Origin of the sequence: Priestia sp. TRN 1309 (assembly GCF_050846875.1) — a bacterium.
In the GTDB taxonomy this organism is placed as follows: Bacteria; Bacillota; Bacilli; order Bacillales; family Bacillaceae_H; genus Priestia; species Priestia zanthoxyli.
This window is the reverse complement of sequence record NZ_JBOZGM010000001.1, coordinates 1,007,148-1,031,484: the sequence shown is the minus strand read 5'-3', so window position 1 is coordinate 1,031,484 and position 24,337 is coordinate 1,007,148. Positions and strand designations below refer to the sequence as shown.

The window sequence follows — 24,337 nt, the reverse complement described above, 5'->3', positions numbered from 1 at the left end:
CCTCTCTCTGAAATAATTCTTTTTAACCTTCACTCTTTATCATTCATTATTTACTATAGTTCTGTGAATCCGTTTTAAGAATTCTCTTATTATTCTAGAAAGCCCATTATTGGCGTTATAAAAATACCCAAAAGAATAAGTTTTATAGTGCGGAGGAGCAAAGTTAACGACTACATATTGATCACTTCTAGATAAACCAGCATCTGTTTTAAATGCGTAGTCAAATCCTATATTTATTGCCGTATTATTTTCCAATGTATGACGAATTGTATCTACATTATTGGTAGTAAACAAGATATCACATGGCAGTGAACTAAAACCTTTCATAAATTCCTGAATATACTTGTCGTTATATAAAACAATTGGCTGGTTAATTAACATCTCTTCAGTAATGAGTGTTTGTTTGGCTAATGGCGACTTCTTATTTACTGCAGCTACCATATGACCATCCAATAACTTTTTAAATACCAAGTTCCGATACTTTTTTTCTTCTTTTTCTGTATAAGTAATGAAACCTACATCTACTTCCCCATCTAGAACTTTATCTATAATATACTCGGTGCTATTTTCATAGACAGAAGCCTTTATGTTCGGATATTCTCTTTTAATTTCTGTTATTAAGCGAACGAGAATCTCCATTGGTCCTGGGTAGGTTGCAATCTTTATTTCACCATTCATTGTATTTGTATACGCTTCTGCTTCATCCATAAATTCTTGAATTTTCAATAAAGCAGCGCTGGCCTTTTCAATTAACCTATGACCTTCTTCAGTTGGAATAGATCCTCTTCTGGAACGATGAAAAATCATTATATTTAGTTCTTTCTCTAAATTTTTTATAGATTGGCTTAATGCAGGTAACGTAATATGCAGGTTACCAGCTGCTTCTTTTAGTGAACCCGTTTTATCTATTTCCACTATATGTTTTAATTGTTCAATATTCATAATGCCCTCTTTTTCTTTTAGTTAAGTATTACTTAACAATCGTTAATATTAACTAAATTTACCATAAGTATATCTGGTTGTATACTGATAGATATAGTAAAAGAAATGACACAAGGAGATGGAGTATATGAAGGCGCTAAGATGGCATAATCAAAAAGATATTCGTCTTGAAGAAATAAATGAACCAGTTGTACAGGCTGGTCAGGTAAAAATGAAAGTTAAATGGTGTGGAATTTGCGGTAGTGATTTGCATGAATACTTAGGTGGTCCCATCTTTATTCCAGTTGATAAACCGCACCCTCTCACTAATGAGGTTGCTCCAGTGACGCTTGGACATGAATTCTCAGGTGAAGTAGTAGAGGTTGGAGAAGGTGTAACCCATTATAAAGTTGGTGATCGTGTGGTTGTTGAGCCAATCTTTGCTACACATGGACACCAAGGCGCTTATAACCTAGATGAACAAATGGGATTCTTAGGTTTAGCCGGAGGCGGTGGCGGTCTTAGTGAATATGTCGCAGTAGACGAAGAACTTTTATTCAAACTTCCAGATGATTTATCTTATGAACAAGGTGCTCTAGTAGAACCAGCGGCAGTAGCTCTTTATGCAGTACGTTCAAGTAAAGTGAAAGCCGGAGACAAAGTTGCTGTATTTGGATGTGGACCAATTGGACTTCTTGTCATTGAAGCGTTGAAAGCAGCAGGTGCAACTGATATTTATGCAGTTGAATTATCTCCAGAAAGACAAGCGAAAGCAGAAGAATTAGGAGCCATCATCATTAATCCTGCTGAAGTTGAAGATACGGTAGCCGAAATTGCTAGATTAACTGACGGTGGCGTAGATGTATCATTTGAAGTAACAGGCGTACCTCTTGTATTACGTCAAGCCATCCAATCTACGGGAATTGGCGGAGAAACGATTATCGTTAGCATATGGGAAAAAGGAGCAGAAATTCTACCGAATGATATTGTAATTAAAGAACGAACTGTTAAAGGAATCATTGGCTATCGTAACGTGTTCCCAGCAGTATTGTCTCTTATGCAAAAAGGCTACTTCTCAGCCGAAAAGTTAGTAACGAAAAAGATAGCTCTAGACGATATAATTGAAGAAGGGTTTGAAAGCCTGATTAAAGAAAAAAACCAAGTTAAAATTCTGGTTAAATCGGAACAGCAATAACAATCATCAACAATGAAGATTTCTCTAAGCCACTGATCGTAATTAGTGGCTTTTTATTTCTTTAATCGGGTCCAGCCGAGAGATGTGTAAAATTTCACCAACACAATTTGACAGTTTAGAAGAATGAACGAGTCAACTACATAACGATGCCCATTGACTTAATTACATTTGAATCCGTGGGACGCTTGGTTACATGAATCCCATGGATTACAGAATTGATCACCTAAAAAACTTTTCTAGTCTAGTGTTGACGTACCAATGGGTTAATTGACGAGGACCAGACAGATATAAAATACATATGCCCGCCCTTTTTAACCACCATAATAATACTTTAAAAAGTTTAAAATGGATAACAGGATAATCAAAATAACCAAAACTCCCCCTATTAATATCCTTCGTCCTTCTTTTGGAGATGTCTTTTGTTTTTTATGGGCATACAAAACCAGTTTTCGAAAGGCAATGTGAAGTAAAATAACGAAGGCAAACAAACCAATCTTCACAAGAATAAACAGATTATCACATCCATTTCAACAAACTCAAGATCTAAGAGACATTCGGCAAACAACTCAGCTATGAAACTTTTTATTTTCTTTGTTCTTTTGATACTCTACAAAAAAGGATACTGGAACTGCTCCAATACCTATACCAATCGAAATAAACAGCGACTGGTTCAGCTGAAGACTCGGATTTGCCGCTGCCTTACTATAAATGATAAAACACACAAAGCTTAAAAGGCCTATAGCTAAAGGAATGAGCGCATGCTTGTACCATTTCATTGTATTAGCCTCCCCTCTTTTTCACCCCACCTAGCTTGATAGTCTCAGCATACGATTTATTTGTCAGCATTTTTCAGATTAAGAGATGCACCGATTAATAGCACAATCCTGTTTAGGTAAAATGACTTCCCGTTATAGCGCCGGCTAAAAGAACGATTACGGCTAGCCCTCTTATCATATAGGTTTGGCTTTCACTCAAAGGTTTCCCCTTTCTTTCACTCATAACAGGGTAAAAATAAAAAAGGTAAAAAGATAAAAGAAAACCCATACCCGCTGTCACAGCTATGATCATTTCCAAATTATCACATCTCCTTTTTCTTCCTTTTCCTTCTTTTCTTCTTGTTAAACAAGTTTAGCCAAATAGTCAGCGGCGCCTCTCCAGAACATACGAGTCCTCTTGAAATCATACAAAAATAAAAAAGGCAGGATTTCTCCTGCCTTTTTGCATATGTAATTCCTCTTCACTATGTCAACTCAGCGCTTTTAGCGAGCATAAAAGCAGAGATACTAAACAAAACAATCAATAAAGAAGCGGCATGTAACAGTAAAAAAAGAAATTTTTGGCCGCCTTTAATGAAGCACGAATAAATCATTCCTAGGATTGTTACTAAGATTAAAAGTGCTGCTGCTATTTTAATTACTATAGCAAAGAAAGCTCCTGAAAATACAATTGACGGAATAAAACACGCTACAATAATTATGTACAAAATCAGTGTAGCAATAAAAGCGGTTTTTGATACGTTTGAAGCCCGTTTAAACAAATTCCCCATATAGTCTCCTTTCACATTTTAAAACTGCATCTTTTACTATAATACATGTGCTTAGAGGACACAATTAACTTTTTTAAAAGTGCCCATCACTTAAGCTTTATCACCAATAATATCGGTTATATTTTTGAGGTCTTCTTTGCTTGGTTTATCAAACGTTGTGGCTGTTTTTTTATTTGAACTATTGGTTGATAAATAGCCTTAAAGAACGCTTTGTAGTCTTTACTTCAAAATCAATTCACACTAAAATTCTCTCTTTTGGTAGATAGACAGCGCAATAAAGTAAGAAGCAATATACATCACCACTCCAAAGAGAGTATATAAGATAGGAACATGCAAAGAAGAAGCGATCGGTAAGCTGGATGCTGCTAATATTTCAACTATATACCCAACAACTCCTTGTAAAGCAATCGCAACGAAAAGACCTCCCATTCCCCCTCCAAGTACTATTCCGTCAGATTTCTCTGCTCCGAATACATAAAGAAGCGGATAAGCAAGTGCACCGGCAAAAAGGACGATAAATGTACCAAATGAAACGATATTTACTATATTCTCTACTGCACTCTTAGAAATAAGCGAATACATTGAGAAAACACCATAGGACAGGATGGTTCCGATGACGACAATTAAAAAGTAAAAAACATAGTGGCTTTGCACCACATTTTTTCGGCTAATTGGAAGGGTAAGCACGTATTTGTCATAGCCGGTCTTACTTTCTAATTTGATCACTTCAAGCGCGGGCATTGCCATTAATAAAATAATTAACATAGCTATAATACGGTAAAATGAAGGATCCGCAAAATAAAAGATGACCGCAGAAATAACTATGGCAAGCGCTGTGTACGTCAAAAAGCTTCGGTGAATGAGGTAGTAATTCGTTAACAATAGACCTTTCATTTACGTTTCACTCCTTGTTAAAAGCACGCTTAGTTCTTCCATCGACATCGGTTCAGTTACAGTTCCACTTGGCAGCTGATGTTTAGCTGATACGAGTACATGGACAGATTTATCATACGTTCTTTTTGCTACTACTATCTCTTCGGGAAGTACGTTTAGCTGCTCTTCGTTCATAACGGCAATTGCGTACTCCTCAAACACTTTCTCTTTTTCTTCATTTAATAAAATTTCACCGTTTTTAATCACAACAAGGTGACTAGCTATTTTTTCAACGTCGCTCATAATGTGAGATGAAAGCAGTATTCCGCTGTTACCGTCGCTCACAAAAGCTTTTAACTCATCTAATATTTCCTCTCTAGACGAAGGATCAAGTCCTCCTGTCGCTTCATCTAGCAGCAATAGTTTAGCACCGTGAGACAGCGCTACCGCTAGAGATAATTTCATTGACATGCCTCGTGAAAACGTATGTATTTTTTTATCTTCCGGCAGTGAAAAAGAATGAATCAGTCGGTAAAAATCAGCTTCTTCCCAAGAATGAAATAGCTTCTTAAAAACGTTGTTTAGCTGTTTTATTGTTAAAGAAACCGGCAGATTAATCGCGTCAAACACGACGCCAATGTCTTCTTTAATCGTCGCATCTTTATTTAAATTGTCTTCACCAAATATTTCGACCGTACCGCTATCTCTCGAAATCAGTCCTAACACTGCTTTAAACGTCGTAGATTTCCCCGCTCCGTTATCACCAATAAATCCAACAATCGACCCAGGAGGAACATGAAAAGAAACATCTTTTAAAACCTCATTTCGGCCAAACGATTTTGCCATGTTTCTAACTTCTAAAAGATTTGTCATGTGCTCACTTCACTTTCTCTATTAGTAGTTAGTGTAATCTAATCGCTATGATGATTTGTAATATCACCTTTTTTTTACAAAAATGACGATTCACTACCAATTATAGCTAGTAAACTATAAAAAGTCGATGATAACATAAAGCTTTGTTTCTAACTCATTCATTTTTTATGACCGTAATATGTATGACAACATCTGCCTGTACTATTCTTGCCTTACCTTTTTACCCAAATCACAAATAAAAAAAGGATCTCCCATAAAAGATCCTTTTCCTTCACTATAATTGATGACGCTGCTTTTTTTCTTTTTCACTTAATACGTAGTCTGCTATAAAACCAAGAATAAGTCCAACGGTTACCGGTATCAAACCGCCTTTTGCTTCCATTTGAAAATTTTCCGGTTCATTTACATAAAGCCACTGAACTGAAAGTAACGAAATATGAAAGGTATTGCCAATAAAAAATAAAAGTGCTATCGTGCCAATTGTTACGCCGAATGAAATGATGTATTTCTTCACTGTACCCCTCCTTTCATTAAAAGGCTGCTTCAAGCAAAGCAACCTTTTAATTTATTCATTTTGCTTCAAGCACTGCCTTTTCTTGAAAAACCTTCTTTAATACAAGAGACTGAAAGATCATAAACAAACTGCCTGTCATCCAGTATAAAACGAGACCAGACGGTGAAAATATCCCAAATGAAAGGACCATGACAGGCGAAGGAATTTGGGCTAGCAGTGCGTGGGATGAATTCATTCCTTCTACGCCTGTTTGTATAACTCTTCCCTGTAAGTACGTAGCAACCGCTGCAACGATCGGAAGAATAAAATACGGATCCGCATGTCCTAAGTCAAGCCACAAAAAAGATGATGCGCTAATTTCATCTATTCGTCTAATCGCGTAGTACACAATTGAAAAGACCGGAAGCTGGACAAGTAAAGGAAGGCAGCCCATAAGAGGATTGGCTCCATTTTCTTTAAGCAGTTCCATCATTTCACGCTGATATTGCTGCTGACTCTCAGGATCTTTATTTTTGTACTTCTCTTTTAGCTGTTGAAGCTGAGGCTGTATACGTTTATTGCTCAGCTGATTTTCATATTGAAGAACGTTTAAAGGCGCCAGCAGCATACGTACGCCCACCGTCACAAGCATAATTGAAAAGCCAACGCTTTGATGAAGCCACGTATTTCCTACAAACAAAATGAGCAGTGAAAAAGGATAAATAAAATAGTGATCAAAAAAGTGAGTGTGCGAACTTTGAATCACGTTTGCTGAATCACATCCGGCAAGTAGAAAAATGGAAACAAAGATAAAGAAAAGCTTCTTTTTATGTTTTAACATTTATATTCCTCCAGTATTTTTTTAGTTAAACGAAAAAAATACTGGCGAATGTGGACCTTCATCATCTTGTTCACCTATTGCTTCTTGTCTGTGAACAGAATGTATAAATTTAAATTTATGATACACACAGTATATGAGATTCTGAGCGCGTAACAGATTTACGTTTTGTATGAGATACATGTCTTTTTGCTGCAGGCAAACATGCTTATGTAGCGTTTGAAAGGTAGCTAGTTTAATAGCCGCATGTACAAAAAAGGCCGTCATGATCGCAAATGACACATACAGAAAAGCATCCGGTATAAACAATTCCATTTATTCACATCCTCATGGATTATTGTATCATATTTTCCTTAATTTAGGTTAATTGATTTTATGGCGCAGAATCTGCTATCTCAGTAAATATACTCTACAGAGTCGATTTCCTTATAGGAACGTCAAAGAATAAGTTTCTTTTTGTACATATCATCTTACCTTTAATAAAACGACGCATAGAAAATATACAGAGACACATATAATTCTAAAAATTTCTACTTTTATTAGTAAAAAGGATATTATTCCTTTTTATGGTATAATCAAAAAATATAATTCATAGGGAGTGAATTCATTGGAAACTAATACAAAACCTCAAGTAAACACCAACTCTATTGTTTCTCTAACTCTAGGTATCGTATCTATTTTCATTCCAATCATTGGGTTTATTACAGGGATTATTGGAATTATCTTCTACAAAAAAGCATCTAATCAAATAGCTGCTACGAATCAAAGCGGTAAAGGACTCGCGATTGCCGGTCTGATTTGCAGTATAGTAGGCATGATTTCTCAGCTACTCTTTATATTAGGAATTATTACGTTTATGTTTGGAGGAACAACGGTTGACTATGAATAAAACAGGTCAATTAAAAATGTAAGAAAATCGGGATTTAGATAGGGTTATTGAAATTTCTATATGAAAGAATAAAAGCTTGATTTTCGACTATCCGAAAATCAAGCTCTTGAAATTTAAACGTTCTGACTCATTGTTACTACGTCTATAGCTTTTAATGTAAATTGCAAAGGAGAATGAAAAATTAAATCTATCGTTGAATCTAGAATAAAAGAAATCATAATTGTTCTACTTACTTTACTACTAGTAATCTCTGTGTTGATTAACTGTTCTAGCTATTTTAATAGTACAGAAATAAAAACTTTGACCTCAAAATGTTATGATAACGGCGGAGAAGCCATAGTAGAAATACATAATTCAATTACCAATGATTATTCTTTTGAATGTAAATAAATGAGTTAAAAAACAGCTGGTTACTTAACAAGCTTACTTAAAAGAGGGATAACGATGTAGCCCTCTTTTATACGTTAAAAAGCTGTATGAAGTCAATGACAAAGTAAACACCACAAAAGTTCTTATCCACAACGATTCATAATTTCATCGTTGTACTTCTTATGTACGAGCTATGAAAAAAGATAGCCGGTAAAGATAATAAACCCTGTTACTAGGATTAATCCACCGCTAATTATTACTGTCAAAATACTTCTCAGAGCCGATACCCAATTGATTATTCCAAAGAACCCTGCGATACCAATACAAAATAGAATAATTGCTAAACAAAGATTGATATTCAATAACGCTGGATAATAAAAAGCGATGAAAAAGAAACCAACGCACAGTAGCGTAAAGATAAATGACCAGAAATTAATAATTCGCGCCATCTCACCTATCCTCCTCTACTTTTAAAATTTCCACGTTTAAACACACTCTTAGATTATTTATTTCAAATCTATTTTTAAACGCTGCAATAAAAAGTCACACACTTCCATTTGAATACACTGCTTCTTTAAACTGCACAATAAATATTCTAGTTCAAATTCCTGATAAAAGATTTTAGCAACAACCGATTTTAATTCCTCTAAAGTTGGTTGTTCTGACGCATATAATTTATCCAACGGAAGATTAAATTGAGAGAACAGCTGATCATTTTGATAAAAGGTAGAAATGTCTTCACCTTTGATTCGACAGCTAAACACACCTAGCATGTTTAAAAATGCCTTTACTTGGTTTTCTTCAAATTCATGATCAATCACAAACATAAAAAAAGGATGTTCCTCTGCGTTCATCATGTGCTTCATGAGACTCATTTGATATTTTAATAGCTTCACTTCTTTTACGACATCCAACTTCTTCCCATCTTTCTTTGAAAAATGTTCCTACTATACTCTGTGAATTTTACCATAATCTAGTAGTGTCAATAAACCGTTTATAGAAAATTACTTTGTAATGAATGGAATAATAAGGTATATTGTTATAAATGGTAATAATTTCATAAACCGAAAGCGAGGATACATATGGGCCTGTTACTAATTGCAGTTATTATCACGCTATCCATCATTTTAGATTACTTTATTTTTGACTATGAAGATAAGCACTGGGGCTGGTTGAAGAAAGCTTCTACACCCGTTAGAAGAAGTGTTATTGGCTGTTACTTGCTTATGTCGTTTGTTATTTATTTTGGTTTGAGCCTTCCGTATATTAAGCCTTTTTTATAAATATTAGTCTGCCTAAACTGGTTAGCCTATAACTCTTATTTAAAGGTTATAGGCTAATCCCCTCATTTCACCACCACTACAAATTGTTTGTCTTCAAATTTGAACATTTCCCCTAATTCATAGATATACTTCTTTTTGTCTAATTTATAATACTTTCCAAAATACAGCGTTTTTAAGTTAATACTCATATCTAGACTTAAATCTTTTTCATCCGCTTCATCACCGTCTAAGCATGAATATAATTCCATGTGACAGCCCTCTATCAGCTGTTCTTCAATATAAGTAAACAGCCCTCTTATCGATTTAGGATGTGTATCACAAGATAATTCATAGATATATGGCAAGGTGAATACGTGGTTGATGTCGCTATACCCGTCGGTTAAACGATTAACACTAATACCGTACGCATCTTCTTCTTTTTCATAGATTGTAATTATCTTTTCTTTCTTTGAATTTCGATTAAAGGAAGAAACTTCGGATAAAGGCACCAGCGTTTCTTTTGTGCCAAAACTTCCTGTAGGCAATTCATAAGGAGATCCTATATAGTGATGTACAGTCATATTCGTCACTTCTCTTTCTCTTTGCTTATGTAAAATACTATTATTCTATCACTCTTATTAAGATTACATACAAATACAAGGAAAATATGTATAATAAAACCAGGAGGTGACAACATGAAAAAACTATTGCCTTTTCTATTTCTAGCGGCTCTTTATTTGTATGACTCGTCATACAATCATACTGCTTTTTTACATAAACCGGTTGTTTCAGCGTTTTTATATGCAGCAGCTATTTTAGTCTGTGCGCTATTATTTGTAAATGTAAAAAAAGATAAAGCTGTTTAAACAAGGAGATTACTATGAGTTATAAAATTGTATTCTTTGACGTAGATGGAACCCTTACGCATCACGAAAACGGGACTATTTCCACCAAAACTCGAGAGATTGTAAAAAGTTTAAAGCACAAAGGATTAAAAATCGTAGCCGCTACCGGAAGGCCTTTATCTCTCTGTGAAGAAATTAGAGAATTAGGTATAGATACGCTCATTACCGCGAACGGAGCGTTTACTGTACACGATGAAAAAGTTATTCATAAGCTGTCCATGGATAAGGACGTTGCGCGCGAAGTCTTTGAATACGCAGCCTCGCAAAATCACGGTCTTTCGTTTTATACAAAAGAGCTCAGCATGAACGGGATTAAAGATGATAATATTTTAAAAGCCCTGAAGGAAACGCTATCGCTCAGTGATTATCCTCAAATGAATGAGCGTATTTATGATGAAGATATTTATTTAATGTGCTTATATGCCGATGATAGAACCGCCGAGCACTATGCACAGCAGTTTCCTCAGTTACTATTTAAAAGGTGGCACCCTTTTATCGTAAGTGTGCTTCAAGAAGAAATTACAAAATCGGTAGCTATCCTGAAGGTCTTAGACTATTTTAACATCCATCAATCCGAGGCTATTGCATTCGGAGACGGAGAAAATGATATTGATATGATAGAATTAGCCGGCCTTGGAATTGCGATGGGCAACGGATCTGATAAGTTAAAAAACGCCGCTGATTTTGTCACGAAGAAATCGGGTGAAGACGGTATTGAATTTGCTCTTAAAAAGTTTAAAGTTCTATAAAAAATCAGCATGCTTGGATAACTCTATCTAAGCATGCTCTTTTACCTCCATAAATTCTTCGGGTTGTAAAGCCTCGGATTGAATGACAATGGCCGCCATGCCTTCTTCACTTCCCGACGTATGCCACTCTCCTTTTTCCCACATCGCCGCTTCTCCACGTTTAATGGATACTCGTTTTTGATCTCCTCCTGTTACCCATCCTTCACCTTCGACTACGATAAACAGCTGAGGTATAGGCGCTGGGTGATGTCCTACTGTTCCTTCTCCATCTATATACATATAGCCAATCGTAGCCGCTTCGTTTGTTTGAATCATTTTTACGTAAGTAGCTAAATGCGACTGATATTTTTCTACTTTTTTGCCGTTTTTTTTGCTGCATGTATAGATTTTCAATATGCGTGACCTCTTTTATTTATAATTAAATCTTTAAACCTATTTCATTGAGTTTTAGACGATTAAGGAAGAGACTTCACCATAGGTATTGAAAGTAATTGTTCTTATTATTTCTAATTTTAAACGAAGGTAATCATTATGTATTATACGATTTAATTAATAACCACCCTTATGGTAAGAAGTGGCCAGCTGCTCCTTTACCAGTCCTTTCATTTACCTGTTGTATCCATTGTAACAATTACAAACAAATAGAGGTAAAACTAAAAGGCCTGAGTACGTTGGTATATTACGTTCAGGCCTTAAAAACTCCTTGGCAACACAACATCACCTGTCCTATTTTCTACATTTCTTTAGATAATGGGTTGCCTTTATGATACAGATTCCAAGCTGTAAATCTCTCAATTGTTCAATTTATATATATAGATTGATACTTTAAAGATTCATTATTAATATTACTATTTCCAGACAAAAGACTCCTATCACAAAGATCTAGTATAAATAGCTTTTCTTTTAGCAATCATCAATTCTAACCGATGTAGTGGTCGTTGTTTCAGAAAATTTTGGAAGAAGAGCTTTAATGATTACAGTTCCTGATTCGTCCGTTGCTGTAAATGTTGCGGAAAATTTACCTGAAGCATCCGTTGTCACTACAGAAGGAGTCACACTACCAAGCTTAGGATCACTTACTGATAAATCAACCTCTACTCCTTCAGTAGGGATACCATTTACTAACACTTGACCTGAAAGGTTTGAAGTGCCCCTTTCGTTACATATTTCAGGTGGACTAGCTGCTAACGTAACACTAGCTGTAGACCTACAATTGTTAATGGAAATAGAGGTATTAGCTGTTGCTCCTGAAAATTCAGGAAGAGAGGCCGTTATGTTTACAGTTCCTGTTTCACTCGTTGCTGTAAATGTTGCGGAAAATTTACCTGAAGCATCCGTTGTTACGGTAGAAGTATTTAAAACACCGAGATTAGGATTGTTTACTGATAAATTAACTTTTACTCCTGCAGTAGCAGTCCCATTTACCAGTACTTGACCTGAAACAGTCGAAATATTACTACCTGTACCCACAGTACATACTGTAGATGGAGTAGCTCCTATATTCACGTTGGCAGAAGAAGACTGGCAATTAACAATAGAAATAGGGACACTCGCAGTTGCTTCATCACAACCGAGAACCTTTGCAGTAAGAAGAACCACTCCAGGACCATCATTGGCTACAAACACAGCTGTAAAGTTACCTGAAGAATTAGTAAGCGTAGCAAGAGGAATGATAGTGGCGAGACTAGGATTCACGGAGAATTCAACGATTACCCCAGCAGCAGGTTTTCCATCAACCAGCACTTGACCTGAAAGAAATAACGTGTTGTTTCCCTGATCTTGGGTACATACTGTATATTGGTCAGCAGCTAATGTAATAGTCGTTTTTTCGCCTTTGAAACAACAACAAGGATCAGAATGACAAGATGAACAACTTTTTTTCCTACTTGAAGAATCAGAAGAATGATAAGATGAACTTTGAACTAAATGAGATTTATAATAAGATGAACCGGCAGTACTATCATGTACTGTTTTTTTATAATGTGTTCGACGCTTCATTTTTATTTCACCCTTTCACAAGACTATATACAGCTTATGCTTATCACAATGAAAGGGGTACATAAGAATGCTTACGAACACTGAATAATAGAAATGGGCATACTAGCAGTTGCTTCACTACACTTAAGAACTGTAGCCTTAACAATAATCACTCCGGGACCGTCATTAGACAGAAATACAGCTGTAAAATTACCTGAAGAGTTAGTAAGCGTAGCAAGAGGAATTACGCTACCCAAGTTAGGTGTAATGGAAAATTCGACTACTGCTTCAGCAACAGGTCTACTATTAATAAGTACTTGTCCTGAAAGAACCGTTGAATTATTTCCAGTGTTTAACGTACATACAGTGGGTGAAGCGGAGACCAACGTGATGGATGTTTTCGGTGTTCGAGGACAGCAAGAACAATCTTATTTCCACATGAAGACAAAGAATTTACCTCCTTTATTCGTAACATACTATATTTATATTAAAATCTGAATTTTTTGTCTGTGTGCTCGTCCATTTTCAAGAAGAATGACCTATTATATATATAAATACTATTTAAAGTTCTTTTCATATTTCACTATTACAATAATGAGTAGCAAAAAGACCTTATAGATATCTCTATAAGGTCTTATCTTTCTAGAATTCTAGATCAGCTCATCCCGCTTAGCTTTCTCCAAACGTTCTTTGACTATTTTCTTAAACGCATGTGGATCATCTACGCGAATGGCGACCTGCTGGTATTTCTTTTTAATTCCCATAAAAAGCGTCGCCTCTACTGGAGATTTTAATGTTAGTAAAAGATCAGGATGAACGGTTTCAAAATCGCGTGCGATAAATTCAATCGTGGTGCTGGGTATTTTTTGTTTCAGGATGTGAGTGTCTTCTATTATTTCTTCAATATCTTTAAAAGAGATTTCCATACGCTTAGCTAAACCAAACGAAATGTATATGCGATCCTCTTCCACTCGTAAAGGGTTAAGCCTTAATGCTTGAATATCTCCTATAAAGAAAATAATGCTATAAATATTAAGGATCAGTAAAACGATTGAAAGAATTATAGACGTATTGTGCAGCAGCCAGTGAAGTCCTAATGTTTCAATAACAATCGCGTGAATAATCATAATTTGAAATGTGATAAAACTTGAGCGTTTATACAGAGTAAACGTATTCTCTTCAGTACTCGGCTGCTTCTTCCACGTTCCAAACACATAGTAAAACATCAGCATTTCTGAACACAGTACGTGTATAAACGGTTGTTTGGAGAACTTTTCGTTTACAGCCCGTGAAAAGGAAAATAACAGCGGTAAAGAGCTTGATTTGATCCTTCTTAAAATAGGCGGTACGTTTTTGACTAGCATAAATAGCAGTGAAAGTTCAAACAAAATAAGTAGTCCTTCTATGCCAACTCCTAGCCACATAACCGACTGAAAAGAAGCCAAGTATTCACTCGGAATGATAAAACGCGCAGCAATAAGGCCTGTAGCCATTAATACAATAAAGTATTTTAGACTGAACTTACGCTGCCAAGCTAGAAATAAGAGCGGAGCCACAAGGCTTAAGTCTAAAATAGAACCTACTACTACTCCGTTGAAATTACCAGGCAACGACTGAAGTCCAAAAGAAGAATGATATAACACGTAATTTGAACTTATTACTAACAGCAGTAAAAAAAGAGCGACCAGAGACACCGTTTTTTTATGAAGAACCAAATAACCCACCTCACTTTTAGTTGGTGAAACACAAAAATTCCTGTTACTTCCATTTTACCAATGGAGTTGATTTAAGTCACTTTGTAGCGTGACATTGTGTTATAAAATCATTTTTTATTTACCAATTCTTCTATACAAATAATTTACAATGTAAAAAAAGTTTTACATTTATTGTAAGGAGGAGTAAGAATGGATTGGGTTAGAATTGTGTATTCATTCATCCTGTTAGTTTGCGGTATTTTGATTTTTGTTACATCATCTTCTCGAAAAGGTGATGAAAGGAAGAAGTTTATCAGCACGAAGGCTCAATCATACGCATTTGTGGTAGTTATAGGTATGCTGATTTTAGAAGTTATAGAGTCCATTTATCGGACTTTTCAAGGGAAAAGTTCTTATGATGGCATTGGCATTTCGCCGCTAATATTTCTAACGATGATTTCAGTTATATATTTGATAACGTTTCTTACCTACAGAAAAAAATACGGTGATTAATTGAACGATCATAAGTAACAAATAAAGAAGTTCAGCTCGTCTTTCCTGGTGAAACGATAGATATAACCTTACCTTATAATTAGCTTTTAATACAGCCTCTAGATGACATACGACAGTAAGTGAGCTTGTTATAAGTGCTTTTTTAAAAAGTAATAACTAGACCTCCTACTGAGGTTTTTTTTATGCACTCTTAAAATAAAACATCTCCCTTAACTAAACTCAGGAGATGACACTATAAACGGTGAGTTCATTAGCGTTTTCTTACTCTCTATTCTGTTTCTCAAGTAATTCAATCACTCGATCATTTTGTTTAACAATCGTTCTTAGCTTTGCTTCTATCGAACACAAAGTGATAAAAACGGCTATAAATCCTATAACGCCATAAAACATAGCGGCTTCTCCCCTTTTTAAAGCAATTAAGCATATACGCTCTACATCTTAAAAAAGCTATGCCTTTCCACTTTGCACACTCTAAGCGAAAACGTTTGATACCATTCTGTTTTTCCTTTGTGCTGGGCTGCACGGTGGGCTGAGTTTTCTTTCCACATTTTGATTGATTCTAAAGAATCCCCGTACGAAATGGTAATGCCTAAGTCTTGATCTCTGGCACTTTCTATTCCTAAAAAGCCTTTTTGATTAGATGCAAGCTCTACCATTTTGTCTGCCATGATTCCGTAACCCTTCTCGCCTTCCGTTCTTTCAGAAGCAAAAATAACGGCATAATAAGGCGGTTCGGGGGTTTTAGCAATTCCACTCATATTGATTTCCTCCTTTAGACGTCATATTAATAGTAAAAAAGTATAAATGCATAATTAATTTTTCTATTACCTTTATCTTCTTTTAGTACTATTTTTATAAATTCCATTATAATACTTTTTTAAGTTTACCTATACAAAATGTAACATTTAATAGTATATAAAGATAAATATTCCATTTATATGATATAGTCTTTATAAGTAAGTAATAAACAAAGAGAAATGGAGTTTCAACATGAGGAACATAAGCAAGATAACAACTGGGACCATTACGATAGCTTTGGCGCTTGGATTAATGGGGTGCAGTCACACAACTTCAAACAATGAGAGCATAGATGGAAGCGAGGCAAAAAAAGAGCTGGCCATAGAGCTGAAATTTCTGCAAAACGAGTCCGAACGCTTAATTAATAATGACGGAAAGATAGAAGATAAAACGTTTCAAAGCTACAAAAATGATTTTAACCTGCTGTCTGCGTCTATTAATAGTACGTCAAAAGTAGAAACACAAAGTGATAGCGAGCTAAAAAAAAGCATAGCCCACTTAGCAAAAGACGTAGATACTTTAACAGAAAAAGAGTATGTAACATCCTATAAAAAATTCAATTCAAGCAAGACGATCTATGAAGTTACGCTCATGAACAATATGCATGACGTTATAGATGCAACAAAAACTTCGGAAGAAAGCAGTAACGTGTTAGACTCATTTGATGATAAACACTTTCATTCTTCCGAAGCACAAATAAAAAAAGATATGGGGCCTGCGATTAATCATATCAACACCACATCTAAATATAAAATAGAGCTCATGCAAGACGAAATCCAAAAGCACCGCGATAGTTTCACCAAGCTCCAGCTCGAACAATTAAAAAAAGCCACTCATAATTTTGATTTATCTCTTAACGATCAAATTAAATCGATTCAATCCTATAAACCTATAAGTGGAGATTATAATATAAGCAGAAACTTTCGCTATAATTCCTATGATAAATATACAAATGCCTGTGTGTACATTACTGACTTTGAATCTAATTTAGGAATTGCCAAGGCCGGTGATTTTTAAGAAAGCACTAATGCTCAAGATGATAATTTTTCAAAAAAGTCTCCCTAAAAGCAATGTTTTAGGGAGACTTTTTACTGTATCCATTACAAGTACTAATTCTTTATATCTTCTAACGCTCTATAAGCATTTGCTTCTCCTGAACCAAATAAAGCGTCGTGTCCTTTTTTTCCGTAGTCAACAGCTGTTTGCTTAATACGTGCTGTTACTTGAGCAGGTTTATACTCAGGATGAGCTGCTTTAAGAACTCCTGCAATTCCAGCTACTTGAGGAGTTGCCATGGAAGTACCGGCGTTTAACTCATAGGAAGTCCCTAAATAAGTCGGCCATGTACTTAGGATTAAATTGTTTGGATCAGCTGTTGCAGGATCATTAGTTTTTGCATATTTCTTTCCGAAATCTCCTCCTGGAGCCGCCACGTCAATGGCGCTGTTTCCATAATTAGAGTAGAAAGCAAGCTGCTGAGTCGACCATTTTGTGGAAGCCGAAACATTAATTACTCCTGGCATTTGCGCCGGTACGACAGTTGCTGGCCCTTTGACACTTATACCATATGGTTCATACAAGGTATTTAAAAAGTCGTTTACTTCCTTTTTATTATCTAAATTTAAACTTTCGTTTCCACTACCGGCTACGACCGTTACGCCATTTTTCACGGCGTACTGAATGGCTCTTTTCCAAAGCAGTGTTTCCGCAATTGATTTATAGCTTTCTCCTTCAATAGTCATCTTGTTATTATTATAGAAACGAAGAGACATATTAATCACATCGACTTTATCATTGGTTGCGGCAATAATTCCGTCTATAATCCAAGCAGGCATTCCAAGAGCTTGCTCTGAATACAGTACGCGATAAGAACGTATTCCAAGTTCTGGTCCTACTCCTTTTACTTTTCCATTCGCTCCAATGATCCCGGCAACATGCGTACCGTGTCCATTGCGATCTTTTATATCTGCGGGATCTCCAGTTTCAGATTCGTCCATTCCAGCCGGAACAAGATTACGTCCACCTAGTATATTATTTTTTAAATCAGGATGAGATGCATCAATACCCGTATCAATTACTCCCACCACTGCTTTATGAGTTGTACTACCGTCTTTATTTTTATATCCGCCTGTTTCTACATCATAAGATTTTCCGCCATTTGTCACTCGTTGAATATCCCACTGAGAGTCCCAATAATTATCTGCATTCTGTGAACTGATAATATTAGACTGATAGTTATAAGGACTACCTGATGTTTTGTCCAAGCTTAGAGGAATTTCCCTATTAGCAGCTTCGATCGAAGAATTCCCTTTTAAATTATTAAGAAAAGAAGCCTGTTCAGATTGAGCTTCTATCCCTCCTACTTCAGGAAGCGCTTTAGTCACTTTGCCACCAGCTTTTTGAATAATCTCTTGATAGTTGTCTGGCAATCCATTTTTAAAAGCGATTGTGTATGTGTTACTTACCTTTTGATCTTGACTCTTAGCTTGAGTAGGAACTCCGCCAACAGCAAATATTCCTGCTCCTACTGCCAGTGAAAGCACCGTATGTAGAATTTTCTTTTGCATATGTCTCCTCCTATATATGGAAATATTTATCATATACTATCTTATTACATACTCTTTTAAATTCCAAGTTTTTCTAATAGATTAGGATTATTCAAAATAAAACTGGGGTTATATTTCACAAATAATAACCAAAATAAGGGTTTTAAGAGAGCTTTATAGCTCATTTACCGCGTAAGGAAACCTTATTGTTTGATACATCAACTAATAAAGAGTAAAGTTTTTCTATAATAAAGGTTAAAAGCGAAAGGATGAGTAAGATGTTTAAAGACGGTTATGTAAAAGTAAATGATGTAAATCTTCATTATGTAACAAAAGGTGAAGGCGAGCTTATGCTGTTTTTACACGGATTCCCTTACTTTTGGTACACGTGGCACCATCAGTTAGAAGAGTTTTCGAAAGATTATCGCGTGGTAGCTGTAGATATGCGAGGCTATAACTTATCAGATAAGCCAGAAGAAATTTCTTCTTACAGCATGCCCATTCTAATGGAAGATGTAAAGCAACTAATTGAAGCATTTGGTGAAAAAGAGTGTGTGCTAGTGGCGCATGATTGGGGCGGCGCTGTAGCATGGGCATTTGCTTATACATATCCGCAGTATGTCAAAAAGTTAGTGATGTTTGATGCACCGCACCCTTACACATTTATAAGAGAGCTTGCTGAAAATCCTGCTCAACGAGAAGCAAGCAGCTATATGAGCTTTTTCCAAAAGCCAAACTCTCAGGATGAGCTACTTGCAAATCATAGTGAAAAATTAAGAAACATGCTAACGGAGCCCGGTATCAAAAAAGGCTATTTAACAAAAGAAGAAGAAGCTAAATACGTAGAGGCGTGGAACCAGCCGAATGCAATGAAATCCATGCTTAACTACTACCGTGCGTCTTCACATTACCCGTTTGAAGAGCGCGTTCATAAACCTGTAGCACTGCCGCATAAAGTATTCGAATCTCCAACTTTAATTGTATGGGGAAATGCGGACGAAGCGTTTGAAAATAGTAATTTAGATGGAATTGAAGAGTACGTTCCAAACGTAACGATTCACCGCTTAGATGGTGTAGGACATGCTCCTCAACATGAGCAGCCAGAAAAAGTGAATGAATTTATGAGAGAGTTTTTAAGCAAATAAACGAGAGAAAGACTGCAGAATACGGTATACCGCCGTTTTGCAGTCTTTTTTTAAATGCTAAAAGCTGATTTCATCTATTTTTTACATGATTGGTTTATTTTTCAACGTTTTAACAAGTGCATACCGGGTATAAATTTTACTGTACAGATGCAGTCCCCCCAAAGGAACATGTACATTTCTTTCTTACTTACCCTTTTTGGAACTCTCTTTTTTGAGGGTTCTTTTTTTACGCATTTACTCTTTCCTTATCGGAAGAACAATCTTAAATAATGCCCCTCCCGTCTCTTTATTATCGACCGTGATGCTTCCTCCGTGGTTTTTCACAATGGAATGAGCAATATAAAGACCTAGCCCTAAGTTTCCGTGGCCGCTTGTTCTCGACGCATCTTCTCTGTAAAACTTTTTAAACACCTGCTCTTTGTTCGATAACGCAAAACCGGGACCCGTATCATGTATTTCAAAGATTACTTCGTTATGATGAATGACGGTATTCCACCCTATCTCCCCTCGTTCAGGCGTATAGCGAATACAGTTTGTAATGATATTATCTAGCACTTGAGAAATACGCTGAGGATCTCCGTAAAATTGACTTGATGCTTCTGTTTCACTAACCGAAGATAAAAAGGCAATCTCTTTTTTTTGACATAAAAGCTGAAACTCGTCTGCTTTCTCGTGAACAAATGAAATTATATCAATTGGCTCACTTTTTACAGTAAAGCCCGGATTTTCGATCACAGATACTTCTTGCAGCTGATTTAACAGTTGAATCGAACGCTGTGTATTTGTGTAGATCGTATGTAAATATCGATTAAGCCTCTCCGGGTCTCTTTTGCTTCCTTCTACTAAAATTTCCGTATGTCCATGAATAATCGTAAGAGGCGTTCGTAAATCATGCGCAATCGCAGCCGTCATATCTTTGCGGTCTTCTTCTAGCTGCCACTGTTTAGCTAACGATTGCTTTAATTCTTTTCGCATTTCTTCAAAGGCATGAAGCAGCTGACTTAATTCTTTGGCGTCTTGAGTGACGGACAGCGAAAAATCTAAATTATTATGCTGAATATTTTTAGCTGCGGTCATCAGCTCATTAAAAGGCCGTTCAATTTTTTTGCTAAATCGTCTTCCAAACAAATAAGCAAACAAATAAAAGTAAAGAAACGGGCTGGCTAGCGATACAAATGTGACAAGCGCAACGATCCATTTAATATTCGGATTAGCAGAAGCCATATTTAATTGATATCTTAGCGCAATCGCCCCGTTTACTTCGTCTTTTGAATTAAAAAGCGGATAAACTTTTATAATATATTTACCTGAGCGGATATTGGTATTGACCTGAGAGTAAAAATCCCGTTTATTTTTTATGTATGAAGTGGACATGGACCCATACACAATTTGCCCTTTTTTATTTATAATTTGATAATCCATTCCTTCTAGCGGAATCACCGCTTCTACTTGGTTTTTAGCATCTTTTGAAAGGAGCGCATCTTCTTTTTCTTTTACGAACTGAAGAATATCAGGAATTTGTTTTTCATAATAATTTGCGGGATTCAGTGCTCCGGGCATAAGAAACCAGTTTACTGCAATCACAATGCCCCACGTTAAAAGCGTCGCAAGCAGGCTGTACACCAAGATCAAATGAAACGATAACACAAACTGCGCTTTTAATGTTGCTCGGTTCATCCATTTTTTTATTTTACCCATTTGTAGCCAATGCCCCAAACGGTTGAGATGTAAGGCGTTTCGTCATATTTTAATAGTTTTGCTCTAATTTTTTTCACGTGTTCTGTAATCGTAGACGAATCTCCTTCCGCGTCGTAGCCCCACACTTTTTCATACAGCTGCTCACGTGTAAAAACCTGACCTGGATGAAGAGCAAGGAAATGAATCATCTCAAATTCTCTTGAAGTAAACGGAATCACTTCATTGCTATGTAAAATTTGATAGCCATTTAAATCAATGGTTAACTCTCCAAAGTGAAGCCTGTTATAGGAGTTACTGTTAATTCTCTGCTCCCGGCGCAGATGGGCGTAAATGCGGGCTTTTAGTTCTTTCATGCTAAAAGGCTTAACTAAGTAATCATCTCCACCCACTAATAGTCCTTTTACTCGGTCCTGCTCCGTTTGTTTAGCGCTTAAAAAGATAATGGGGCATGATATGCTTTTTCGGATCATTTCACAAAGTGCAAAGCCGTCCATGCCTGGCATCATCACATCCAGCACAATTAAGTCTGGATTTATTTTTAACTTTGTTAACGCTTCTTGCCCTTCGTAAGCAAACACCACCTCATACCCTTGATCTTGGAGCGCATCTTTCATAAAGGAAATAATGTCTTTTTCGTCGTCCACTAGTAAAATTGTTTGCTTCATCTCCATCTCACCCTACCCATTCCTTCTTTTTCCATACGAATAGGTTTATTATAAGGCTAATAAGTAAAATTGGAAATAATAGGTTCACTAAAAATTCAGAGTTTGGTCTGCTTAATTCATGAAAAACAGAATCGGTTACGGAGAAAAAGAAGCTTAGTTTATCTGACACATACACACTTCCAATTAAAGCACCAATGGTTGCGACGTAAGATAAAATGGAATTAGGCATAAGAACACTCAGGATACTCCCGATACTAATAACTGCTATAAAGATGCAAAAACAAATGCCGTAAAATTTCAACGAATATAGTAACGCCCCTAAAGTCCCTAGCGTATGTCCGCCTAAAAATGTGGTTTCATTTACATGAGGCATAACCATTTTCCCAAGGCATGTCCCCACTACCCACGTAATACAAAGAATAATAAAAACTAGTAAACATTGAACGGTCCACTTTACAAAAAACAGCTTCAAACGATGATGCGGTCGAATTAGTACCATGCGCAGCGCTCCCGACGTATACTCGCCGTTAAAACTATCTGCCACAAACATAGGAATAACAATAAACGTAATCACAAACGATAGGTCTCGAAGAAGCAGTGGTGCTGAATTTAAAGAATCAATTTTTACGTCATGAGCCGCATCAAAAAATGAAATGCCTCCCCTTTGAAAGAAAAAGAACCAACTAAAAGCAAGTAATCCTATGTACACACCTAGTATCACTGCTGTCTTTTTCCGTTTAAACGTTCGCTCTAATTCACTGACAAAAAGTCCTGTCATCATGTCTTCTCTCCTTTTATAGAAACGATTCTTTTTTTCGAATAGCTACATACGTTAAACCGCCAAAAAATAAAATATAAAAACCTAAAACGCCGACATTCCACCCTACAAACTGCGGGTTTTCTGCCATCATGACTGTAATGCCCTGCCATTGAATCATCGGTACGGAAGTAAAAAAAAGCTGTCCAAAGAGCTCTTCACTCATCCACTGCCTAAACCCTCTTAATAAAGTAGGATACGAAAATGATATTAGTATAAAAGCAACCCCAATTCCAACAGCCGTAGTAGTCGTTTTGCTGATAACAGAGATAAAAAACAGCACACAGCATATTGCAATCGTCGTTAAATAGGCATACCCATAGAATGCAAGATTATATACTAGCGCTTCTTTTATGTTGAAGACATGGCTGTGATAAAATACAAAGTAGCTTTGCGGGTGTTCAAACATTAGAAACCCTATTACATAGCTCATACAAAAATACGTGATAAAAAACAGTAAATTAAACAGCAGAAGCGCTATGGCTTTTGCGAGGATGATTTCTTTAAACGAATACGAGCGGATCATGACCATTCGCAGCTGTCCTGACCGGTACTCTTCAGTAACAACGAGTGTAATAAAAACTAAGAACATGGCATTAAAAACGGTAAATAACATTTCGGCTAAGCTCAGTACAGGGAAGTTTCCCGCAAACGTATACTGTGGTAAATCGACTGTGAGTGCTCCATTTTGTTTTTGGAGATAAGAAGAAGCAACTAACAGCACAACAGGAACTAATAAAAAGGTCAGCCACGCCACTTTTCGTTTCCAAAGTCTTTCCCACTCCGCTACTAACAGCTCCTTCATTGCGACACCAGCTCTACAAACGCATCTTCAAGATTTTTACCGGATGCTAACTGATCTAAAGCGCCGTCCCACATTAGCTCTCCTTCTCTCATCACCACAATTTGATCACATACTCGCTGTAATTCATCCAGTAAATGACTAGAGATTAGAATCGTTTTGTTATAGTCACATTTTAAGGTAAAAAGCAGCTCGCGCAGTTCACGTACGCCCATTGGATCTAAGCCGTTGGCTGGCTCATCTAGTATTAATAAGTCCGGGTCTCCTAGGAGGGCTTGAGCAATACCGAGTCTTTGCTTCATCCCAAGAGAATACGTTCGAACTTTATCATTTTCTCTGCCGGTTAATCCCACAATATCAAGCACTTCTTTCACTTTTTGCTGCCTTTCTTGTTTCGTCGAAAATGGATGCAGTCGAGCTAAGTTTGTCAGGTTTTCTTTTCCCGTCATATAAGGAAAAAAGATGGGTGACTCTACAATTGCACCAACGCTTTGCAGTGCTTCTTTTCTTTGTGAAACAATAGGTTTATTAGTAATAAAAACTTCTCCACCGGTTGGTTTAATCAACCCCGTCAATAAACGAATTAACGTCGTTTTACCAGCTCCGTTTGGCCCTAGCAGTCCGCATATTTCTCCTTCCTCAATTTGAAACGATACTTCTTTTACTAAGTGACGACGTCTCACTTTTTTTGAAACGCTCTTTACCTCTAAAATAATATTTTTCATCTTAAATCCCCCCTACACGTAGTATAGGAGGGATTTATAAAGAA

The 24,337-nt window shown here is 36.4% G+C and carries 31 protein-coding genes; 9 read left to right on the top strand and 22 right to left on the bottom strand.

The window, feature by feature from the left end:
* Positions 1 to 39: 39 nt before the first annotated feature.
* Positions 40 to 942, bottom strand: a complete 903-nt coding sequence (locus tag ACRPLQ_RS05545; protein WP_028414635.1) for a LysR family transcriptional regulator — start codon at positions 940 to 942, stop codon at positions 40 to 42.
* Between the two features lie 127 nt (positions 943 to 1,069).
* On the opposite strand from ACRPLQ_RS05545, the gene ACRPLQ_RS05540 reads away from it, so the two are divergent.
* Positions 1,070 to 2,116: a 2,3-butanediol dehydrogenase gene (locus tag ACRPLQ_RS05540; RefSeq protein ID WP_367077901.1), complete on the top strand. Its 1,047-nt coding sequence runs from the start codon at positions 1,070 to 1,072 to the stop codon at positions 2,114 to 2,116.
* Between the two features lie 566 nt (positions 2,117 to 2,682).
* Here ACRPLQ_RS05540 and ACRPLQ_RS05535 read toward each other — a convergent pair.
* The 8 genes from ACRPLQ_RS05535 to ACRPLQ_RS05500 form a co-directional block, all read right to left on the bottom strand.
* Entirely contained in the window at positions 2,683 to 2,892 is a 210-nt protein-coding gene (locus tag ACRPLQ_RS05535; protein WP_098627614.1) for a hypothetical protein, read from the bottom strand.
* Positions 2,893 to 3,004: 112 nt separating this feature from the next.
* Positions 3,005 to 3,190 carry a hypothetical protein gene (locus ACRPLQ_RS05530; RefSeq protein WP_432235774.1) on the bottom strand — a complete coding sequence of 62 codons (186 nt, stop codon included), beginning with the start codon at positions 3,188 to 3,190 and terminating at the stop codon, positions 3,005 to 3,007.
* 166 nt (positions 3,191 to 3,356) lie between these two features.
* Entirely contained in the window at positions 3,357 to 3,662 is a 306-nt protein-coding gene (locus ACRPLQ_RS05525) for a hypothetical protein (RefSeq protein WP_432235773.1), read from the bottom strand.
* 240 nt (positions 3,663 to 3,902) lie between these two features.
* Positions 3,903 to 4,556 carry an ABC-2 transporter permease gene (locus ACRPLQ_RS05520; RefSeq protein ID WP_154991961.1) on the bottom strand — a complete coding sequence of 218 codons (654 nt, stop codon included), beginning with the start codon at positions 4,554 to 4,556 and terminating at the stop codon, positions 3,903 to 3,905.
* Positions 4,557 to 5,408 (bottom strand): ABC transporter ATP-binding protein, encoded by an 852-nt coding sequence (locus ACRPLQ_RS05515; RefSeq protein ID WP_432235772.1) that lies wholly within the window; start codon positions 5,406 to 5,408, stop codon positions 4,557 to 4,559.
* 274 nt (positions 5,409 to 5,682) lie between these two features.
* Positions 5,683 to 5,922 (bottom strand): hypothetical protein, encoded by a 240-nt coding sequence (locus ACRPLQ_RS05510; protein ID WP_432235771.1) that lies wholly within the window; start codon positions 5,920 to 5,922, stop codon positions 5,683 to 5,685.
* 55 nt (positions 5,923 to 5,977) lie between these two features.
* A complete protein-coding gene (yidC, locus tag ACRPLQ_RS05505; protein WP_432235770.1) occupies positions 5,978 to 6,742 on the bottom strand; it encodes a membrane protein insertase YidC in 765 nt (254 codons plus the stop codon).
* A 21-nt stretch (positions 6,743 to 6,763) separates the two neighbouring features.
* Entirely contained in the window at positions 6,764 to 7,054 is a 291-nt protein-coding gene (locus ACRPLQ_RS05500) for a hypothetical protein (RefSeq protein WP_154973883.1), read from the bottom strand.
* A gap of 292 nt (positions 7,055 to 7,346) precedes the next feature.
* On the opposite strand from ACRPLQ_RS05500, the gene ACRPLQ_RS05495 reads away from it, so the two are divergent.
* The gene (locus ACRPLQ_RS05495) at positions 7,347 to 7,628 is read left to right on the top strand and encodes a DUF4190 domain-containing protein (RefSeq protein WP_033580207.1); all 282 of its coding nucleotides are present in this window, start codon (positions 7,347 to 7,349) and stop codon (positions 7,626 to 7,628) included.
* Between the two features lie 560 nt (positions 7,629 to 8,188).
* On the opposite strand, the gene ACRPLQ_RS05490 is transcribed toward ACRPLQ_RS05495, so the two are convergent.
* Positions 8,189 to 8,446, bottom strand: a complete 258-nt coding sequence (locus tag ACRPLQ_RS05490) for a hypothetical protein (RefSeq protein ID WP_033580206.1) — start codon at positions 8,444 to 8,446, stop codon at positions 8,189 to 8,191.
* Between the two features lie 57 nt (positions 8,447 to 8,503).
* Positions 8,504 to 8,911, bottom strand: a complete 408-nt coding sequence (locus ACRPLQ_RS05485; RefSeq protein WP_165636404.1) for a DUF1878 family protein — start codon at positions 8,909 to 8,911, stop codon at positions 8,504 to 8,506.
* Positions 8,912 to 9,079: 168 nt separating this feature from the next.
* On the opposite strand from ACRPLQ_RS05485, the gene ACRPLQ_RS05480 reads away from it, so the two are divergent.
* Positions 9,080 to 9,280 (top strand): hypothetical protein, encoded by a 201-nt coding sequence (locus tag ACRPLQ_RS05480; RefSeq protein WP_047750364.1) that lies wholly within the window; start codon positions 9,080 to 9,082, stop codon positions 9,278 to 9,280.
* Between the two features lie 62 nt (positions 9,281 to 9,342).
* Here ACRPLQ_RS05480 and ACRPLQ_RS05475 read toward each other — a convergent pair whose 3' ends face one another.
* Positions 9,343 to 9,840 carry a hypothetical protein gene (locus ACRPLQ_RS05475; RefSeq protein WP_165636544.1) on the bottom strand — a complete coding sequence of 166 codons (498 nt, stop codon included), beginning with the start codon at positions 9,838 to 9,840 and terminating at the stop codon, positions 9,343 to 9,345.
* 114 nt (positions 9,841 to 9,954) lie between these two features.
* On the opposite strand from ACRPLQ_RS05475, the gene ACRPLQ_RS05470 reads away from it, so the two are divergent.
* On the top strand, positions 9,955 to 10,125 hold the full coding sequence (locus ACRPLQ_RS05470) for a hypothetical protein (protein WP_165636403.1): 171 nt from the start codon (positions 9,955 to 9,957) through the stop codon (positions 10,123 to 10,125).
* A 14-nt stretch (positions 10,126 to 10,139) separates the two neighbouring features.
* Positions 10,140 to 10,913, top strand: coding sequence for a Cof-type HAD-IIB family hydrolase (locus ACRPLQ_RS05465; RefSeq protein WP_165636402.1), 774 nt, complete (start codon positions 10,140 to 10,142; stop codon positions 10,911 to 10,913).
* 27 nt (positions 10,914 to 10,940) lie between these two features.
* Here the strand turns inward: ACRPLQ_RS05465 and ACRPLQ_RS05460 are convergent, their stop codons facing one another.
* Entirely contained in the window at positions 10,941 to 11,306 is a 366-nt protein-coding gene (locus tag ACRPLQ_RS05460; protein ID WP_432235769.1) for a cupin domain-containing protein, read from the bottom strand.
* A gap of 510 nt (positions 11,307 to 11,816) precedes the next feature.
* Complete coding sequence (locus ACRPLQ_RS05455; RefSeq protein WP_165636401.1) at positions 11,817 to 12,911, bottom strand: hypothetical protein; 1,095 nt, start codon at positions 12,909 to 12,911, stop codon at positions 11,817 to 11,819.
* 93 nt (positions 12,912 to 13,004) lie between these two features.
* Between ACRPLQ_RS05455 and ACRPLQ_RS05450 the strand changes: the two genes are divergently transcribed.
* On the top strand, positions 13,005 to 13,388 hold the full coding sequence (locus ACRPLQ_RS05450; protein WP_432235768.1) for a hypothetical protein: 384 nt from the start codon (positions 13,005 to 13,007) through the stop codon (positions 13,386 to 13,388).
* Between the two features lie 152 nt (positions 13,389 to 13,540).
* Here ACRPLQ_RS05450 and ACRPLQ_RS05445 read toward each other — a convergent pair whose 3' ends face one another.
* Complete coding sequence (locus ACRPLQ_RS05445) at positions 13,541 to 14,605, bottom strand: beta-carotene 15,15'-monooxygenase (protein ID WP_165636400.1); 1,065 nt, start codon at positions 14,603 to 14,605, stop codon at positions 13,541 to 13,543.
* A 189-nt stretch (positions 14,606 to 14,794) separates the two neighbouring features.
* Between ACRPLQ_RS05445 and ACRPLQ_RS05440 the strand changes: the two genes are divergently transcribed.
* On the top strand, positions 14,795 to 15,097 hold the full coding sequence (locus ACRPLQ_RS05440) for a hypothetical protein (protein WP_432235767.1): 303 nt from the start codon (positions 14,795 to 14,797) through the stop codon (positions 15,095 to 15,097).
* A 431-nt stretch (positions 15,098 to 15,528) separates the two neighbouring features.
* On the opposite strand, the gene ACRPLQ_RS05435 is transcribed toward ACRPLQ_RS05440, so the two are convergent.
* On the bottom strand, positions 15,529 to 15,855 hold the full coding sequence (locus ACRPLQ_RS05435; RefSeq protein WP_432235766.1) for an antibiotic biosynthesis monooxygenase family protein: 327 nt from the start codon (positions 15,853 to 15,855) through the stop codon (positions 15,529 to 15,531).
* A 232-nt stretch (positions 15,856 to 16,087) separates the two neighbouring features.
* Here ACRPLQ_RS05435 and ACRPLQ_RS05430 point away from each other — a divergent pair, with 232 nt between their 5' ends.
* Entirely contained in the window at positions 16,088 to 16,912 is an 825-nt protein-coding gene (locus ACRPLQ_RS05430) for a hypothetical protein (RefSeq protein ID WP_325078087.1), read from the top strand.
* A gap of 92 nt (positions 16,913 to 17,004) precedes the next feature.
* On the opposite strand, the gene ACRPLQ_RS05425 is transcribed toward ACRPLQ_RS05430, so the two are convergent.
* Positions 17,005 to 18,462 (bottom strand): S8 family serine peptidase, encoded by a 1,458-nt coding sequence (locus ACRPLQ_RS05425; protein ID WP_432235765.1) that lies wholly within the window; start codon positions 18,460 to 18,462, stop codon positions 17,005 to 17,007.
* Between the two features lie 257 nt (positions 18,463 to 18,719).
* On the opposite strand from ACRPLQ_RS05425, the gene ACRPLQ_RS05420 reads away from it, so the two are divergent.
* Entirely contained in the window at positions 18,720 to 19,586 is an 867-nt protein-coding gene (locus ACRPLQ_RS05420; RefSeq protein ID WP_432235764.1) for an alpha/beta fold hydrolase, read from the top strand.
* Positions 19,587 to 19,820: 234 nt separating this feature from the next.
* On the opposite strand, the gene ACRPLQ_RS05415 is transcribed toward ACRPLQ_RS05420, so the two are convergent.
* From ACRPLQ_RS05415 to ACRPLQ_RS05395, 5 genes are read right to left on the bottom strand one after another with little or no spacing between them, the layout of a single operon-like run.
* On the bottom strand, positions 19,821 to 21,284 hold the full coding sequence (locus ACRPLQ_RS05415) for a sensor histidine kinase (protein WP_165636395.1): 1,464 nt from the start codon (positions 21,282 to 21,284) through the stop codon (positions 19,821 to 19,823).
* Entirely contained in the window at positions 21,272 to 21,949 is a 678-nt protein-coding gene (locus ACRPLQ_RS05410; protein WP_432235763.1) for a response regulator transcription factor, read from the bottom strand. Before ACRPLQ_RS05410 ends, ACRPLQ_RS05415 begins: the two co-directional genes overlap by 13 nt.
* 7 nt (positions 21,950 to 21,956) lie before the next feature.
* On the bottom strand, positions 21,957 to 22,730 hold the full coding sequence (locus ACRPLQ_RS05405) for an ABC transporter permease (protein ID WP_376185361.1): 774 nt from the start codon (positions 22,728 to 22,730) through the stop codon (positions 21,957 to 21,959).
* 13 nt (positions 22,731 to 22,743) lie between these two features.
* Positions 22,744 to 23,571, bottom strand: a complete 828-nt coding sequence (locus tag ACRPLQ_RS05400) for an ABC transporter permease subunit (RefSeq protein ID WP_432235762.1) — start codon at positions 23,569 to 23,571, stop codon at positions 22,744 to 22,746.
* A complete protein-coding gene (locus ACRPLQ_RS05395) occupies positions 23,568 to 24,293 on the bottom strand; it encodes an ABC transporter ATP-binding protein (protein WP_432235761.1) in 726 nt (241 codons plus the stop codon). Before ACRPLQ_RS05395 ends, ACRPLQ_RS05400 begins: the two co-directional genes overlap by 4 nt.
* Positions 24,294 to 24,337: the final 44 nt, after the last annotated feature.